Annotated in this window: 13 protein-coding genes and 1 pseudogene; 7 read left to right on the forward strand and 7 right to left on the reverse strand. The window is 60.6% G+C overall.

Going from position 1 to position 17286, the window contains the following annotated elements; genetic code table 11:
* Positions 1-2: 2 nt before the first annotated feature.
* Entirely contained in the window at positions 3-1112 is a 1110-nt protein-coding gene (locus AAHB66_RS04625) for an AI-2E family transporter (RefSeq protein ID WP_347115359.1), read from the reverse strand.
* Positions 1113-1552: 440 nt separating this feature from the next.
* On the opposite strand from AAHB66_RS04625, the gene mmuP reads away from it, so the two are divergent.
* Positions 1553-2950 carry an S-methylmethionine permease gene (gene mmuP / locus AAHB66_RS04630; protein WP_347115360.1) on the forward strand — a complete coding sequence of 466 codons (1398 nt, stop codon included), beginning with the start codon at positions 1553-1555 and terminating at the stop codon, positions 2948-2950.
* On the forward strand, positions 2937-3869 hold the full coding sequence (mmuM, locus tag AAHB66_RS04635; RefSeq protein ID WP_347115361.1) for a homocysteine S-methyltransferase: 933 nt from the start codon (positions 2937-2939) through the stop codon (positions 3867-3869). Before mmuP ends, mmuM begins: the two co-directional genes overlap by 14 nt.
* Positions 3870-4026: 157 nt before the next feature.
* Here the strand turns inward: mmuM and fbpC are convergent, their stop codons facing one another.
* From fbpC to AAHB66_RS04665, 6 genes and pseudogenes are all read right to left on the reverse strand, one after another.
* A complete protein-coding gene (gene fbpC, locus AAHB66_RS04640; protein ID WP_262662640.1) occupies positions 4027-5073 on the reverse strand; it encodes a ferric ABC transporter ATP-binding protein in 1047 nt (348 codons plus the stop codon).
* Positions 5074-5077: 4 nt separating this feature from the next.
* Positions 5078-7158 (reverse strand): annotated as a pseudogene (locus AAHB66_RS04645) (iron ABC transporter permease).
* 74 nt (positions 7159-7232) lie between these two features.
* Positions 7233-8264 (reverse strand): ABC transporter substrate-binding protein, encoded by a 1032-nt coding sequence (locus AAHB66_RS04650; protein WP_106992080.1) that lies wholly within the window; start codon positions 8262-8264, stop codon positions 7233-7235.
* 13 nt (positions 8265-8277) lie between these two features.
* Positions 8278-9579, reverse strand: coding sequence for an MFS transporter family glucose-6-phosphate receptor UhpC (uhpC, locus tag AAHB66_RS04655; protein WP_347115362.1), 1302 nt, complete (start codon positions 9577-9579; stop codon positions 8278-8280).
* An 85-nt stretch (positions 9580-9664) separates the two neighbouring features.
* Positions 9665-11206, reverse strand: a complete 1542-nt coding sequence (locus AAHB66_RS04660) for an MASE1 domain-containing protein (RefSeq protein ID WP_347115363.1) — start codon at positions 11204-11206, stop codon at positions 9665-9667.
* On the reverse strand, positions 11206-11835 hold the full coding sequence (locus AAHB66_RS04665) for a response regulator transcription factor (protein WP_347116424.1): 630 nt from the start codon (positions 11833-11835) through the stop codon (positions 11206-11208). Before AAHB66_RS04665 ends, AAHB66_RS04660 begins: the two co-directional genes overlap by 1 nt.
* 367 nt (positions 11836-12202) lie before the next feature.
* Between AAHB66_RS04665 and AAHB66_RS04670 the strand changes: the two genes are divergently transcribed.
* From AAHB66_RS04670 to tauD, 5 genes are all read left to right on the forward strand, one after another.
* Positions 12203-13600 carry a cytochrome-c peroxidase gene (locus tag AAHB66_RS04670; RefSeq protein WP_347115364.1) on the forward strand — a complete coding sequence of 466 codons (1398 nt, stop codon included), beginning with the start codon at positions 12203-12205 and terminating at the stop codon, positions 13598-13600.
* Between the two features lie 204 nt (positions 13601-13804).
* On the forward strand, positions 13805-14767 hold the full coding sequence (tauA, locus tag AAHB66_RS04675; protein WP_347115365.1) for a taurine ABC transporter substrate-binding protein: 963 nt from the start codon (positions 13805-13807) through the stop codon (positions 14765-14767).
* 9 nt (positions 14768-14776) lie between these two features.
* The gene (gene tauB / locus AAHB66_RS04680) at positions 14777-15544 is read left to right on the forward strand and encodes a taurine ABC transporter ATP-binding subunit (protein WP_347115366.1); all 768 of its coding nucleotides are present in this window, start codon (positions 14777-14779) and stop codon (positions 15542-15544) included.
* On the forward strand, positions 15541-16368 hold the full coding sequence (gene tauC / locus AAHB66_RS04685) for a taurine ABC transporter permease TauC (protein WP_337016384.1): 828 nt from the start codon (positions 15541-15543) through the stop codon (positions 16366-16368). The genes tauB and tauC overlap by 4 nt, the downstream gene beginning before the upstream one ends.
* Positions 16365-17216, forward strand: a complete 852-nt coding sequence (gene tauD, locus AAHB66_RS04690; RefSeq protein WP_347115367.1) for a taurine dioxygenase — start codon at positions 16365-16367, stop codon at positions 17214-17216. Before tauC ends, tauD begins: the two co-directional genes overlap by 4 nt.
* Positions 17217-17286 lie beyond the last annotated feature (70 nt).

The raw sequence follows: 17286 nt of genomic DNA on the forward strand, positions 1-17286 counted from the left end.
CTTCATAAATCAGGTGAATTTTTCCCTTCTTCGATAATCGCGTCGTCAATCTCTTCGACATTGCCGGCATGATCGCGACCCGAAAGCAGGTTCCAGCAGGCGATAAACAGGGCGGCAATTAACGGACCAATCACAAAGCCGTTGATACCGTAAATCTCCATCCCCCCGAGGGTAGTGATGAGGATGAGGTAGTCAGGCATTTTGGTGTCTTTACCCACCAGCAGCGGACGCAGAAGGTTATCCACCAGACCCACCACCAGCACAAAGAACCCGACGATAAACAGGCCCTGCCACAGCTGATGGGTGGCGAAGAGGAAGATGGCTGCCGGGACCCAGATGATGGCCGAGCCGACCGCCGGGATCAGCGACAGGAACGCCATCAGCGCACCCCACAAAATGCTGCCGTTGATGCCGACTATCCAGAAGGCGAGCCCGCCGAGAAAACCCTGCACCAGCGCGACCACGGCCGTGCCTTTTACCGTCGCTCTGGCGACGCCGGCGAACTTGGCAAACAGATGCTGTTTGGCAAAATCCGACAGCGGCAGGCTGTCTAGGATCTGGCGCATCAGCCAGGGGCCATCTTTCAGCAGGAAGAACAGCAGATAGACCATCACGCCAAAGCTGATGGCGAAGCCAAAGGTACCTTTACCTATCAGGAACGCGCTGCCGGCAAGGTATTGTCCGCCTCTTAACGCGGCGTCAGAGAGCTTTTTCTGGATCTCCGTTGCGGTATCCAGATCGTGCTCGATCAACAGCGCGCGCAGCCAGCCGGGCAGGTGGGCGAACAGGCTCGCCACCACGGTGGAGAACTGGGTGTCGTTCTGCTGCAGGCGCGTGTAAACGATATTGAGTTCAAAGGCTAACGAAGAAAAGATCACCATCAGCGGAATAAAGACGATGAGGCAGATAAGCAGCACGCTCAGCAGCGACGCCAGCCCGTTGCGATCTCCCATTCGGATACGCAGCGCGTTTTTAACCGGGTAGAAAATTACTGCCAGGATCGCGGCCCACAGGATCGCCGAGAAGTAGGGCGACAACACATCAAAAAACGCCCAGGTAACGAGCAGGAGTATGAGAATGAAAAACCCTTTGGTCAGTCCGTTAAATCGCATTAGCTCATCCTTTTTTAATGAAACACTACGACTATAGAGTGTTTTGGATGATTTAACATTCTCATGCTTTAGTAGGGGTGGGATTGCCCGGCGGCGCTGCGCTTGCGCGGGCCTACACAAGCCATCCGTACGTAGGCCGGGTAAGGCATCGCCGCCACCCGGCAACAGGCCTCACCGCCCGCCAGTTTAGCGCCTGAAAAACAGATACCACTTTCGCCTGACCGACGGCATGACCGGCGCGGTACATGCTGTAAGTACCGGCTTGCAGGAGGTGTCCTATGGCATGGCGACCCTATCTTTACGTGATTTACACGGTGCGGCCCCGGCTGAGCGCCCGTCGCGCGCGTCTTCGTCTGGTGCATGGCTAGTAATTTGTTAACAATCGCGGTATAAAAACACCTTCTTTGGATGTTTAGATGTCCATACGTATAGAAGGTGATATGCAAACACAACAAAACGGGCAGCTACAGCGCACCATGAAGACCCGCCATCTGATCATGCTCTCCCTCGGCGGCGTGATTGGCACCGGGCTGTTTTTTAATACGGGATACATTATTTCAACCACCGGGGCGGCGGGGACGCTACTGGCCTATCTGATTGGCGCGCTGGTGGTCTGGCTGGTGATGCAGTGCCTCGGCGAGCTCTCCGTAGCAATGCCGGAGACCGGCGCTTTTCACGTCTACGCCGCGCGCTACCTTGGCCCGGCGACCGGCTACACCGTGGCGTGGCTCTACTGGCTCACCTGGACGGTGGCGCTGGGATCGAGCTTTACCGCCGCCGGATTCTGCATGCAGTACTGGTTCCCGCAGGTACCGGTCTGGGTGTGGTGCGTGGTCTTCTGCGCGGTCATTTTTGCCCTCAACGTCATCTCGACCCGCTTCTTTGCCGAAGGGGAGTTCTGGTTCTCGCTGGTAAAGGTCATCACCATCATCGCCTTTATTATCCTCGGCGGGGCGGCGATCTTCGGCTTTATCCCGATGCAGGACGGTTCTCCCGCGCCTGGGCTGTCGAACATCACCGCCGAAGGCTGGTTCCCGCACGGCGGGCTGCCAATCCTGATGACCATGGTGGCGGTCAACTTTGCCTTCTCCGGCACCGAGCTGATCGGCATCGCGGCGGGTGAAACTGAGAATCCGCACAAGGTGATCCCTGTTGCCATCCGCACCACCATTGCCCGCCTGATCATCTTCTTTATCGGCACCGTCTTCGTGCTGGCGGCATTGATCCCGATGCAGCAGGCCGGGGTGGAGAAAAGCCCGTTCGTGCTGGTGTTTGAGAAGGTCGGTATTCCGTATGCCGCGGATATCGTTAACTTTGTGATTCTGACGGCGATCCTCTCGGCGGCTAACTCCGGGCTGTACGCCTCCGGGCGCATGCTGTGGTCGCTGTCGAACGAGAAAACCCTGCCGCGCTGCTTTGCCCGGGTGAACAAAAACGGCGTGCCGCTGACGGCGCTTTCGGTGTCGATGCTCGGCGGCGTGCTGGCGCTCTTCTCCAGCGTGATTGCTCCGGATACGGTGTTTGTCGCCCTGTCGGCCATTTCGGGTTTTGCGGTGGTAGCGGTGTGGATCAGCATCTGCGCCTCGCACTTTGTCTTCCGCCGTCGCCATCTGCAGGCCGGTAAGCCGCTCGACGATCTGCACTACCGCGCCCCCTGGTATCCGCTGGTGCCGGTGCTGGGCTTTATCCTGTGCCTGGTGGCCTGCATCGGCCTGGCCTTTGACCCGAGCCAGCGCATCGCCCTTTACTGTGGCCTGCCGTTTGTGGCGCTGTGCTACGGTGCGTACTACCTTACTCAAAATCTGAAAACGCAGGAGCCTGAACATGTCGCAGAATAATCCGCTTACCGCCCTCCTTGAAACCCAGCCGTTTGTGGTGCTGGACGGGGCGATGGCAACGGAACTGGAAGCGCGCGGCTGTAACCTGGCCGACAGCCTGTGGTCGGCCAAAGTATTAATGGAAAACCCTTCGCTTATCCGCGACGTCCACCTCGACTACTTCCGCGCCGGGGCGCAGGTGGCGATCACCGCCAGCTATCAGGCCACGCCGGACGGGTTTGCTGCCCGCGGGCTGGACGAGGCGCAGTCCCGGGCGCTGATTGGTAAAAGCGTGGAGCTGGCGCGCAAGGCGCGGGAAGCGTATCTCTCTGAGAACCCGCAGGCGGGCACGCTGCTGGTGGCCGGTTCGGTCGGGCCCTACGGTGCGTATCTGGCCGACGGGTCGGAATACCGTGGCGACTACGTGCGCAGCGCGGAGGTGTTTCAGGCGTTTCACCGCCCGCGGGTGGAGGCGCTGCTGGATGCCGGGGCCGACCTGCTGGCCTGCGAAACCCTGCCATCCTTCGCTGAAATTAAAGCCCTGGCGGATCTGCTGACCGCCTGGCCGCGCGCCCGGGCGTGGTTCTCGTTTACCCTGCGCGACAGCGAACACCTGAGCGACGGCACTCCGCTGCGCGAGGTGGTGTCGGTGCTGGCGAACTATCCGCAGGTTATTGCGCTGGGCATTAACTGTATCGCGCTGGAGAACACCACCGCCGCGCTGCAACACCTGCAAAGCCTGACCGCGCTGCCGCTGGTGGTCTACCCGAACTCGGGCGAGCATTACGATGCGGTAAGCAAAACCTGGCATCACCACGGTGAGGCGTGCGAAACGCTGGTGGGATATCTGCCGCAGTGGTTAGCGGCAGGCGCAAAGCTGATCGGCGGGTGCTGCAGGACAACGCCGAAGGATATTGCGGAGTTGAACGCGCAGCGCTGATTTTTTGCCGGGTGGCGGCTGCGCCTTACCCGGCCTACTTTTTGGGGTTTTGTAGGCCCGTGCAAGCGCAGCGCCGCCGGGCGATATCGCTGCCGAGGGTGATGTGCGGTCTGGTGCCCTCACCCCGGCCCTCTCCCACAGGGAGAGGGAGCACACACTAGGCTACTTCAGCCAACACAAACATCCCGTACGGGTGGATCTCCAGGTAATACGTTTCCCCGACGTCCGGCTGCAATCGTGTGGCATTGACCTGCAACAAAATCTCCTGCCCGTGCCACTCCACAATCACCTCGTACTGCGGCCCCATATAGGCGACGTGGCGGATCACGCAGCGCTGGCTCTCCTCGCCGTGCTGGCTCAGGGTGATCGCCTCCGGGCGCACGCCGACGGTACCCGTCCCCTGGGCGGCAAAGTGCAGCGGGCGCGGCAGGCGGTAGCCGTGGATTGCCACAGACTCGTGGCTGAAGCTGGCCGGGAACAGGTTGGCATCGCCCATAAAGCTCGCCATAAAGCGCGACGCCGGCTGGCGATAGAGATCCTGCGGGGAGCCAATCTGCATGATGTTGCCCTTGTTCATCACCAGCACGGTGTCCGAGACCGCAAAGGCCTCGCTCTGATCGTGGGTCACGTACAGCGAGGTGATATTGAACTGCTTTTGCAGCTCGCGGATCTTGTCGCGCATGCTGCGGCGCAGGTTGGCGTCGAGGTTACTCAGCGGCTCATCGAACAGCAGCACTTTCGGTTTGAGGATCAGGGCGCGGGCCAGAGCCACGCGCTGCTGCTGGCCGCCGGAGATCTGATCCACATAGCGATCGTCGAAGCCCTCCAGATCCACCATCGCCAGCGCCTCTTTGACGCGGGTTTTGATCTCGGCGCGCGGCACGCCGAGCATCTTCAGGCCGTAGCCGACGTTCTCGCCGAGCGACATGTGCGGGAACAGGGCGTAAGACTGGAACACCATGCAGATATCACGCTGCTGAATGGAGCTGTGGGTCACGTCCTCGCCGTCGATAAAGATCTGCCCGTCGGTGGGTTTTTCCAGCCCGGCCACCAGACGCAGCACCGTGGTTTTACCGCAGCCGGACGGGCCGAGCAGGGTCACCATCTGCCCCTGCGGGATCGCCAGGTTGATGTTTTCAATCACCGTGTTCGCGCCAAAGCGCTTGGTCACGTTACGCAGTTCAACGAAATGTTTCTGAGTCATAGTGTTACGCCTGGTTTTTGGCTTTTGAGCGAGAGATACGTGCCTCGCCGATCAGCCAGTCAAAGAGGAAAATGATCGCCAGCATGACCACAATCAGGATCGAGCCGTAGGCGATCGCCACGCCGTATTCGCCGTCTTCCACGCGGTTCAGAATGTAGGCCGTAGCCACGCGGGTATCCGGCGTGACGAGGAACACAATGGCGCTGACGGTGGTAATGGCCCGCACAAAGCTGTAGATCAGCGCCGACAGAATGGCCGGGCGCAGCAGCGGCAGCAGGATGTGCGTAATGGTGCGCAGCGACCCGGCGCGCAGGCTCAGCGAGGCTTCATCCAGCGACTTGTCGATCTGGCCGAGACCCGCGATCCCGGCGCGAATGCCCACCGGGACGTTACGCATCACCATCGAGATAATGACGATGGCGACGGTGCCGGTCAGGTACACCGGGGCGCTGTTAAAGGCGAGGATGTAGGAGACGCCCGCCACGGTGCCCGGTACGGCGAAGCACAGCATGGTGGTGAACTCGATGGTCTTTTTGCCTTTGAACTGCTGGCGCACCACGATCCAGGCGATCAGCAACCCGAAGGCGGCGGTGATCGGCGCGGCGATCCCGGCGTAGAGCAGGGTATCGAGCAGCGAAGGCCATGCGCCGTCGCTCATCCCCTGGCCGAACAGCTTGATAAAGTTATCCAGCGTCAGGGTGTAATCCACCCCCCCAGTTGACGGTAAAGCTGCCGTAGAAAATGCTGCCGTAGAGCAGGGCGTTAAAGGCGATCCACACTGCCAGAATCGCGATCACGCTCCACACCAGGGTTACCGGCAGGGGCTGGACGTCGCCGCGATAGGACTTGCCGGACACCGTCACGTAAGAACGTTTGCCGATCCACATGTACTGAATGCAGAACACCAGCAGCGAGAACAGCAGCAGGAACGCGCCCAGGGTGCTGGCCGCCTGGTAATCGAGCTGCGAGCCGGTGATGTAGAAATAGATCTGCGTGGCGAGCACGTCAAAGTTACCCCCCCAGCACCAGCGGGTTGCTGAAGTCGGCCAGCGACTGGACGATGACGATCAAAAAGGCATTCGCCAGCGCCGGTTTCAGCAGCGGGACAAAGACGCCGTTAAAGGTCTGCCAGCGGCTGGCGCGCAGGGTATATGACGCCTCTTCCAGCGACGGGTGAATGGTTTTGATCGCCCCGTCGAGGATCATAAAGGCCATCGGGGTGAAGGCCAGCACCTGCGCCAGCCAGATGCCGGTGAAGCCGTACAGCCAGTTGGTGTTGGTCAGCCCAAACCAGTCGACCATCAGCTCGGTGACGTAGCCGGAGCGGCCCATCATCAGCGTCACGCCCAGGCCCACCACGAACGGCGGGGTGACGATCGGCAGGATCGAGAAGATGCGGCCAATGATGGCGCTGCGTTTCGCGATGCGGGTGGTGTAGATCGCCAGCACCAGGCCGAAGAAGGTGCAGCCGATGCCCACCGCAATGGAGAGCAGGATCGAGTTGATGATGACCTGAATGATGTGCGACTGGGACAGCACGTTCATAAACGCCAGCGGGGCGAACTCCCCCGCGTCGTTGGTGAACATCGGAATAAAGATGGCGATGCTCGGCCAGACGATAAAGATGCCGATCAGCGCGACGATGGCGATCAGCGAGCCAATCACAAAGCGGTCACCGCCCAGCCACTCGAGGCGGGTAAGGGCGAGGGTCATGATCGCCCCCAGCGCCACAAACAGCACAATAGTGGCGTAGCCTAAACCGCGGCCTTCCATCGTGGCGCTGATGACGATAAACGCCATGCACAGCAGCGCCCAGCCGGCGTCGAGGTAGTGGCGGCTGCGCTGCTCGCGCTTCGCCTCGCTGAACGGGCGCACCAGCAGCAGGGTGGGGAGCAGATACCACAGCCAGCTGATGTTGAAGTGCGACCAGCTGTAGGCCGCGAGGATCTCGTCGCCGGTGGATTCCAGCAGGCCATAATCCAGGCTCCAGCTCGGCAGCAGCGCAAAGGCCAGCCAGCCGACGAAAACCCAAAGGAAGACCGCATCCCGTTTTTTCACGGGATGAAGAGCGAGTGTCTGTGACATAGCAATTCCGGGTGTTGAGGAAGTTGTAGGCCGGGTAAGCGTAGCGCCACCCGGCAATTACCGCAGGAGCAGGCTTATTTACCCATCTTCACGTCGCTGACCCACTTGTTGATCAGCGCTTTGCGCACGTCCGTTGAGCCGTACTTATCCATGTCGTAGCTGATCAGCTTCAGGTCATCCAGCTTGAGCGAGTTCGGGGAAGTCTCTGCGGTGGTGTTGGTCAGGATCTGATAGGACTTGCCCTGTTTCCACGCCAGCTCCTGGGCCTCTTTCGACAGCACCCAGTCCACGAACAGCTTCGCGTTCTCTTCGTTACGCGCGCCCTTCAGGATGCTGACGCCGCCAATCTCATACCCGGTGCCTTCGCACGGGGAGATCAGCTCCAGCGGGGCCCCTTGCTCTTTTTCCAGCGAGTAGTCGTGCAGGAAGCCGATGCCGATGGCCGTTTCGCCGCGGGCGGCGTTACGCGCCGGGGCGATACCGGATTTGGTGTACTGGGAGACGTTGCCGTTCAGCTGCTTCAGGTAGTCGAAGGCCTGATCTTCACCCCACAGCTGGACGAAGGTTGCCAGCGCGGTGTAGGCGGTGCCGGAGCTTTGCGGATCGGCAATCTGGATCTCGCCTTTGTATTCCGGTTTGGTCAGATCTTTCCAGCACTGCGGCACCGGCAGGTTCTTCTCTTTCAGGCGCTGGGTGTTAACGCCAAAGCCCAGAATGCCGACGTAGACTGCGGAGGAGAGGTTGCCTTTTACCTTCGCCGGATCGCGGAATTTCTCCATGATCTGCTCGAGGTTGGCGGATTTGTACGGCTGCAGCAGCCCCATCTCACCGGCCTGAGACTGCGGATCCAGGGTGCCGCCGTACCAGACGTCAGCCTGCGGGTTTTTCTTCTCGGCATCCACCTTCGCCAGCGTGCTGCCGGAGCCGTTGCGGATAAACGAGGTTTTGACGTCGTACTTATCGCCAAACGCTTTGGTTTCGGCTTCGCACATTTCGTTAGTGGCGCTGCAGTAAACCACCAGACGGCCTTTGGCCTGTGCGGCACCGGTTAAGGTGGCCAGCGCGATCCCGGAAGCAATGAGGGTAGAGAGAAGCGTTGTTTTCATTATTCAGCCCTTGTTATGACGTTATGTGACTGCGAGAAGCGGTGATGCCCGCCATCAGCAGGGGCATCAGGAGTAAACCCATCAGCACCGCGGCAATCGAGAGCAAACTGAACATCCCCGACCAGCCGTAGCGTTCAATAACCAGTGACAACGGCCACCCGGCCAGCGCCGCCCCCAGATAGGCAAACACGCCGAGAAAACCGGTAATCGAGCCCGCGGCCTGCTTGTGCCCGCACTCCACGGCGGCAAGGCCGATGAGCATCTGCGGACCAAAGACAAAAAATCCCACCGTAAAAAAGCACATCGCCAGCAGGGCGTAGTGATGGACCGGGGCCAGCCACAGGGCGGCGACCGATACCATCAGCCCCAGCGTGAACAGCAAAATCATCGGCGCCCGCTGGCCGCTGAACAGCAGATCCGAGCCCCAGCCGGCAAACAGCGCCCCGAGCAGGCCGCCGACTTCGAACAGCATCACCGTGGCGTTGGCGCTCAACAGATTCACGCCGTGGCTCTCCGCCAGCCAGATGTTGCCCCAGTCGTTGAGGGCGATGCGGATCAGATAGACCAGCACATACGACGCCCCGAGCAGCCAGATCATCGGGTTTTGCAGCATGGTGGTGCGTAACATCTGCCACAGCCCCATCGGCGGGCTCTGTTGTTGCTGGCGCAGCTCCAGCGGATCGTTGCGCCACTCCCCGACCGTCGGGAGACCCTCTTCCTGCGGTGTGCCCCGCAGTTGTGTGGTCAGCCACAGGCCGAGCACGATACTGATGATCCCCGGTGTCAGCATCGCTGCCTGCCAGCCCCAGCGATGGGCGGCGAAGGCACAGATCAGCGGGATAATGGCCCCGCCGATATTGATAGAGGTGTTCCAGCATCCCCACCAGAAACCGCGCTCGTTGCGCGAATACCAGTGGGTGAGCAGTCTGGCGCAGGGCGGCCATCCCCATCCCTGAAAGAAGCCGTTCAGCGTCCAGATAAACAGCAGCAGCGGCAGGGAGTCGCCGAAGGCGAACAGCACGTTCAGCACCCCGGTCGCCATCAGGCCGATGCCCATAAATGCCCGCTGGCCTTTGCTGTCGTGCCACAGCCCGGCGGCAAATTTCGACAGGCCGTAGCTGAGGTAAAACAGCGATCCGATCAGGCCGATATCGCTCTTGCTCAGCCCCAGCTCCATCTGCAGGGCGGGAAGCACGTAGTTGAGGCTTTTGCGCGTCAGGTAGAACGCGGCGTAGCCGATGACCATGCAGATCAGCAGTCGCGGGCGCAGTGCCCGGTAGCGTTGAGTAACCTGTTCTGCGGACAGTGCGGGCATGGCGTTCTCCGTTTGCAATGACTGTATGAAAGCGCGACGAAAAAGGGATGAGAGAAAGTCTGGCGTGACTAAGACTTTTTCCTGGTTAGCGGTGTGTTTGGTGCAAAACTGTGGGCAGGTTAACAATTACGCGCGTGCCGCCCTGCGACTCGAGGGTTAACTCCCCGCCGAGGGCATGCACGCGCTCGCGCATTCCCTGAATACCAAAACCGGGGAGCTGCTGCGGGCTGATGCCGCTGCCGTTATCCCGCACCTCCAGGCGTAGCTGGTCGTGGTGCTCGCAGAGCAGGATGCTGACCTCGCTGGCATCGGCGTGTTTGCTGACGTTATTCAGCAGCTCCTGCAGCAGGCGATAGAGGGTAAAGACCAGGGTTTCGCTCTGTGGCGGGGTGGTCAGGCGGTAATCGAACCGGCACTGGATCCCGCGCTCGGCAAAGGCGAACTCGTTCACCAGGTGGTGCAGGGCCTCGTTTAAGGAGAGCTCGTCCAGCACCGGGGGGCGAAGCTGGCGCAGCAGCTGGCGGGTGGAGTGATGGATGCGCCGCGCCAGCTCGTTGATCTGCCCGGCGGCCTCCAGCGCCTGCGGGGTATCGCCCGCCCGCTTCACCAGCTGGGACTGGATCTGAATGGCGGTAATGTTCTGACCAATCTCGTCGTGCAGCTCCCGGGCCAGGTGCTTGCGGGTGTCCTCTTCGGTGTGGATCAGCTTTTCCGCCAGCGCGCGGCGGGCCTGGAGTTCGGCCTCCAGCCGACGGCGATAGTGGTCGAGGTTCATCGCCAGATGCTGCTGGCGGCTGATGGCGATCCCCAGCCCAATCCCCAGCAGCGACTGGGTGGCGAGGAAGATCTCCAGCTCCAGCAGGTCGCTGAACCCCACCCCGACCTGGCGGGCGATGGTGATCATCATGCTGCCCAGCAGCCCGGAGAGCACGCCCCCCTGCCAGCCGAACTTCCACGCCATCACCACGTTGGGCAGGAACACCACGATCAGCAGCAGCCGCTCCAGGGCCGGGGAGAGCACCATCTGGGTGCCGATGCCGATGATAAAAAACAGACTGCACCAGATGATCAGCGAGGTGCGCAGGGGCGGGTTACTGGTATCGAGCCCCAGCAGATGATAGCGGTGCTGCTGGCGTAAAAATTCAAACACCAGGTAGACGAACGGGGTCAGCAGCACCCCGCCGGTAAAGGAGGCCAGCGCCAGCAGGGTGGTTGGGCTGGCGAGAAACGGCGCCAGGATCAGGGTCTGGAGCAGGGCGTTAAGGGTCACCGCGGCGATCAGCAGCGACAGGCGCTGCCAGTAGAGCGGAAAGCGGTGCCAGAAATGTTGCGCCAGCCACGCACATAGGGTGCCCACCAGCGGCACCACCAGCATCAGGTGATGGGTCAGGAGCTGTTCGCCGTGCAGCCAGAGCATGGCGGCCAGCGGGGGGAGAATCAACGCCGGCCAGAAGCGGCGCGAGAGCAGGATCAGCAGCGCCAGATACACGCCCTGGGGCAAAAACAGCGCCGCCTGCTGCCCGTTGCGGGTAAGGTAAAAACTGAGCGTCCACAGCATCAGCCAGCCGGTGCCCCAGGCCAGCATAATAAACAGCGAGAGGATGATGTGCCGCAGGGAGCGCCGCATCAGTGGCCGGTCAGCAGCTGGTTGTCGAGGGCAAAATGCACCAGCTCGATGGTGCTGTTGCACTGCAGTTTGCCCAGCACGTTGGCGCGATGCACGTGAACGGTCTTGTGGCTGAGCTCGAGTTTAAAGGCAATCTCCTTCACGCTTTCGCCCTGAACCAGCAGCTCAAACACCTCTTTCTCGCGCGGGGTCAGCCCCGCCAGCGCCCGGGACACCGGCTCGCCGCCGCGCAGGGCTTTGACCGCATCGGCACAAAGATAATGGCCGCCCATCCCGACGGAGCGCACGGCCTGCACCAGCTCCTCCGGGCCGCAGCGTTTGGTGAGATAGCCGCTGGCCCCGGCGTCCAGCGCGCTCTGCACAAAGGCGGGGGTGTCGTAGATGCTGAGGATAATCGCGCGAAAACCCGGCCGCTGCTGGCGCAGGCGTTTGAGCAGGCTGAGGCCGTTCTCATCGGGCATGGCGACGTCGAGCACCGCCACGTCGATGACATCGCGGCTGAGCGCGGGCCAGGCCTCGGCGGCGCTGCTGTACTGGCCTTCCACCACCAGATCCTCTTCCAGATTTAACAGCTGGGCGAACCCGGAACGCACCACCACGTGATCGTCCACCAGCACCACTTTGATCATCTCAAACACCTCAGCGGGATAATCCACCTATGATGCCTGCCAATGGTTGTCTGGCAATCACGTGCCTGCGGTTATGTAACGAATGTAACAAAATTGCAATAAATGGGGTGCGGTGCGATTGGCTTGCCGGGTGGCGCTACGCTTACCCGGCCTACGTATATTTTTAATATAAATTAATATTTTTAAAATATTATTCAGCTGAATGTTTATTTGGCATCAATCGTTAAATCCTATTTAAACAATAGTCTTTGCCAATAATCATCCTTGATAACTGTCAACATAACTCACCCGCATCCTTTTATGATCAACAGGCTAAAAAAGAGAAAACAAATTCGTAATCTGGATACTCTGTTCTTAAGGATGGAAAATGAAAATAATAACGCGAATTGCCGCCCTGTGCGCCGCAGGGGCGGTGGTCTGTTATCTGGGATTATCAGGCTACGTCTGGTATCACGATAAAGCCCGTATTCAGGAAAGTGATGTTCAGCTTTCAGCAATAAAAGAAAATAATCAAATTCTGAGCCTGTTCCGGGAAAAGGGGTGCGATTATTGCCATACCCCTTCCGCCGCCTTACCTTTTTATGCCTCGCTCCCCGTTGCCAAACAGCTGATGGAATATGACACCCGCCTCGGCTATAAATCTTTTAACCTCGAAGCGGTGCGCAGCGCGTTAATTAATGACCGCGCCGTCTCGCAAAGCGATTTAAATAAAATCGAATGGGTGATGCAGCATAACACCATGCCGCCGACGCGCTACGTTGCGCTGCACTGGGCCGGAAAAATGGATGACGATGAGCAGGTACTGATCCTCAACTGGATTAAGAAGCAGCGCGAAAGCCATTACGCCAGCCCGGACATGGCCGCCGCCCGTCGCAATGAGCCGGTGCAGCCGGTACCGAAATTCTTACCGGTGGAGGAGCAGAAGGTCGCGCTCGGCTTCCGCCTCTATCACGATACCCGCCTCTCCGGGGACAGCACAATCTCCTGCGCCAGCTGCCATTCGCTGAACGCGGGCGGCGTGGATGGCCGACAAACCTCGCGGGGAGTCAACGGCGCCATTGGGCCGATCAACGCCCCGACGGTGTTTAACGCCACCTTTAACCTCGAGCAGTTCTGGGACGGTCGCGCCGCCGATCTGCAAAAACAGGCCGGTGGTCCGCCGCTGAACCCGATTGAGATGGCTTCGAAATCCTGGGATGAGATCGTCGCCAAACTGGATACCGATCCGGTGCTGAAAACCGCCTTTGAGACGGTCTACCCGCAGGGCTTCAACGGCGACACCATCACCGATGCCATTGCCGAATATGAAAAAACGCTGATCACCCCCGATGCCCCCTTCGATAAGTGGCTGCGCGGAGATGAAAACGCCCTGACGGCGCAGCAGAAGCACGGCTATGCGCTGTTCAAGGAGAACAAATGCGCCACCTGCCACGGCGGGGTGATCCTCGGCGGGCGCTCGTTTGAACCGCTGGGGCTGAAAAAAGAGTATGACTTCGGGGAGCTGACCGCCGCCGATATCGGGCGCATGAACGTCACCAAAGAGGTACGTGACCGTCTGCGTCAGAAGGTGCCGGGCCTGCGCAACGTGGCCTTAACCGCGCCGTACTTCCACCGTGGGGATGTGCCGTCCCTCGACGAGGCGGTGAAGCTGATGCTGCGCTACCAGGTCGGTACCAGTTTGCCGCAAAACGAGGTGGACGATATTGTTGCCTTCCTCGACAGCCTGACCGGGGTTTATACCCCTTACCAGCCTGCCAGCCGTTAACCTGACAGTAGCGCCCTTTGTTTGCCGGGTGGCGGCTACGCCTTACCCGGCCTACTTTGGGGTGTCGGCGTTATGCTTTTAGCGCCTGTCTATTGCCGAATTTTTTCTAAAAACGATTCGGCATTAACGATGCTTTTTAATTCCTTTATCAAAATTCCGCTGCCGGAAATACTGCCCTCATAACAACAGAGGGGAGCAGACATTATGGCAATTTCATCGCGGTTTACCTTATTTGGCGCACTGGCGCTTTGGGCCGTTCAGGCGCAGGCTGTGGACGTCACCGTCGCGTATCAAACCTCCGCCGAGCCGGCAAAAGTGGCGCAGGCGGACAAAACCTTCGAGAAAGCGAGCGGCGCGAAAGTTGACTGGCGTAAGTTCGACAGCGGCGCCAGCATCGTGCGGGCCCTTGCTTCCGGCGACGTGCAGATTGGCAACCTCGGCTCCAGCCCGCTGGCGGTCGCGGCCAGTCAGCAGGTGCCGATCGAAGTCTTCCTGCTGGCCTCGCAGCTCGGCAATTCCGAAGCGCTGGTGGTGAAGAAAAACATCACTAAGCCCGAAGATCTGATCGGCAAACGCATCGCGGTGCCCTTTATCTCCACCACTCACTACAGCCTGCTCGCGGCCCTGAAACACTGGAACATTAAGCCGGGGCAGGTGGAAATCATCAACCTGCAACCGCCGGCCATTATCGCCGCCTGGCAGCGTGGCGATATTGATGGCGCCTATGTCTGGTCGCCTGCGGTGAACGAGCTGGAGAAAGACGGCAGCGTGCTGACCGACTCCGCCCAGGTGGGCCAGTGGGGCGCGCCAACCCTCGACGTCTGGGTAGTGCGTAAAGACTTTGCCGAGAAGCATCCTGAAGTGGTGAAAGCCTTCGCCAAAAGCGCCATCGATGCCCAGCAACCCTACATCGCCAACCCGGATGAGTGGCTGAAACAGCCTGCCAACCTGGAGAAACTCGCCCGCCTGAGCGGCGTGCCGGAGGCCGACGTGCCGGGTCTGGTGAAAGGCAATACCTATCTGACGCCTGCCCAGCAACAGCAGCAGCTGTCAGGCCCGGTGAACAAAGCCATTATTGATACCGCCGGCTTCCTGAAAGAGCAGGGCAAAGTGCCCGCGGTGGCGGCGGATTACAGCCAGTACGTGACCGATCGCTTTGTGAAGTAAGGGGGCCGTATGCTGAATATTACAAATCTGTACGCCGATTACGCTGGCAAGCCTGCGCTGGAAGATATCAACCTGACGCTGGATAGCGGCGAGCTGCTGGTGGTGCTCGGCCCGTCCGGCTGCGGGAAGACCACGCTGCTGAATCTGATCGCCGGGTTTGTACCCTATCAGCACGGCACCATTCAACTCGAAGGGAAAAAGGTGGAGGGCCCCGGCGCCGAGCGCGGCGTGGTCTTCCAGAACGAAGGGCTGCTGCCGTGGCGTAACGTGCAGGAGAACGTCGCTTTCGGCCTGCAGCTGGCGGGCACCTCGCGGGAACAACGGCTGGCCATTGCGCGCGAGATGCTGAAAAAAGTGGGCCTGGAAGGGGCGGAAAAACGCTTTATCTGGCAGCTCTCCGGCGGCCAGCGTCAGCGCGTCGGCATCGCCCGGGCGCTGGCGGCCAATCCGCAGCTATTGCTGCTGGATGAACCCTTCGGGGCGCTGGACGCCTTTACCCGCGAGCAGATGCAAACCCTGCTTCTGCGCCTGTGGCACGAGACCGGCAAGCAGGTCCTGCTGATCACCCACGACATCGAAGAAGCGGTGTTTATGGCTACCGAACTGGTGCTGCTTTCACCGGGGCCGGGCCGGGTGCTCGAGCGTCTGCCGCTCAACTTTGCCCGCCGCTTTGTTGGCGGGGAACCGGTGCGCAGTATCAAGTCTGATCCCGAATTTATCGCCCAGCGCGAATACGTGCTGAGCCGCGTGTTTGAGCAGCGGGAGGCCTTCTCATGAGCATTGTGGTGAATGACAAAACGGCGGGCAAACGCCTGACCCTGCGCTGGCCCTTCTCCCGCCAGCTGACGCTCAGCGTCAGCACCCTGCTGGTGCTGCTGGCCGTGTGGTGGGCCGTAGCGGCGGCGCAGTGGGTAAGCCCGCTGTTCCTGCCGCCGCCGGGCCAGGTGCTGGTGAAACTGTTCACCATCGCCGGTCCGCAGGGGTTTATGGATGCCACCCTGTGGCAGCATCTGGCGGCCAGCCTGGGGCGCATTCTGGTGGCCCTGCTGGCGGCGGTGATCCTCGGTATCCCGGTGGGCATTGCGATGGGCTTAAGCCCGACGGTGCGCGGGATCCTCGATCCGCTGATTGAGCTTTATCGCCCGGTGCCGCCGCTGGCCTATCTGCCGCTGATGGTGATCTGGTTTGGCATCGGCGAGACCTCGAAGATCCTGCTGATCTACCTGGCGATTTTCGCCCCGGTGGCGATGTCGGCGGTGGCGGGGGTCAAAAGCGCCCAGCAGGTGCGGATCCGTGCGGCGCAGTCGCTGGGGGCGAGCCGCGCCCAGGTGCTGTGGTTTGTGATTCTGCCCGGCGCACTGCCGGAGATCCTGACCGGACTGCGTATCGGGCTCGGGGTCGGCTGGTCGACGCTGGTGGCGGCTGAACTGATCGCCGCCACGCGCGGGTTAGGCTTTATGGTCCAGTCGGCGGGGGAGTTCCTGGCGACGGACGTGGTACTGGCAGGGATCGCGGTGATCGCCGTGATCGCCTTCGGATTAGAACTGGGGCTGCGCGCGCTTCAGCGCCGCCTGACGCCCTGGCATGGAGAGATACAATGAGTGAACGTCTGACCATTACCCCGCTGGGGCCGTACATTGGCGCGCAGATTTCCGGTCTGGATGTGACCCGGCCATTAAGCGATAACCAGTTTGAACAGCTCTATCACGCTGTGCTGCGCCATCAGGTGGTGTTCCTGCGCGAGCAGGCGATCACCCCGCAGCAGCAGCGCGCCCTGGCGCTCCGCTTTGGCGATCTGCATATTCATCCGGTCTATCCGCACGCGGAAGGGGTGGAGGAGATCATCGTCCTGGATACCCATAACGATAATCCGCCGGACAACGATAACTGGCACACCGATGTGACCTTTATTGAGACCCCGCCTGCCGGGGCGATCCTCGCGGCGAAACAGCTGCCGGAGAGCGGGGGAGACACCCTGTGGGCCAGCGGGATTGCGGCATTTGAGGCGTTATCCGCCCCGTTCCAGCAGCTGCTGAGCGGCCTGCGGGCGGAGCATGATTTCAAGAAATCCTTCCCGGAGTACAAGTACCGTAAAACGGAAGAGGAGCACCAGCGCTGGCTGGAGGCGGTGGCGAAACATCCGCCGCTTTTGCACCCGGTGGTGCGTACCCATCCGGTCAGCGGCAAGCAGGCGCTGTTCGTCAACGAAGGCTTCACCACGCGGATTGTGGATCTGAGCGAGAAAGAGAGCGAGGCGCTGCTGGGGTTCCTGTTTGCCCATATCACTAAGCCGGAGTTCCAGGTGCGCTGGCGCTGGCAGGAGAACGATCTGGCGATCTGGGATAACCGGGTGACGCAGCATTACGCCAACGCCGATTATCTGCCGCAGCGGCGGATTATGCAGCGGGCGACGATATTGGGGGATAAACCTTTCTTCCGTGCGGGCTGATTGCCGGGTGGCGGCTACGCCTTACCCGGCCTACAACACCTGCTCCCGTAGGCCCGGTAAGCGTAGCGCC

The organism is Leclercia sp. S52 (genome assembly GCF_039727615.1).
GTDB lineage: Bacteria > Pseudomonadota > Gammaproteobacteria > Enterobacterales > Enterobacteriaceae > Enterobacter > Enterobacter adecarboxylatus_B.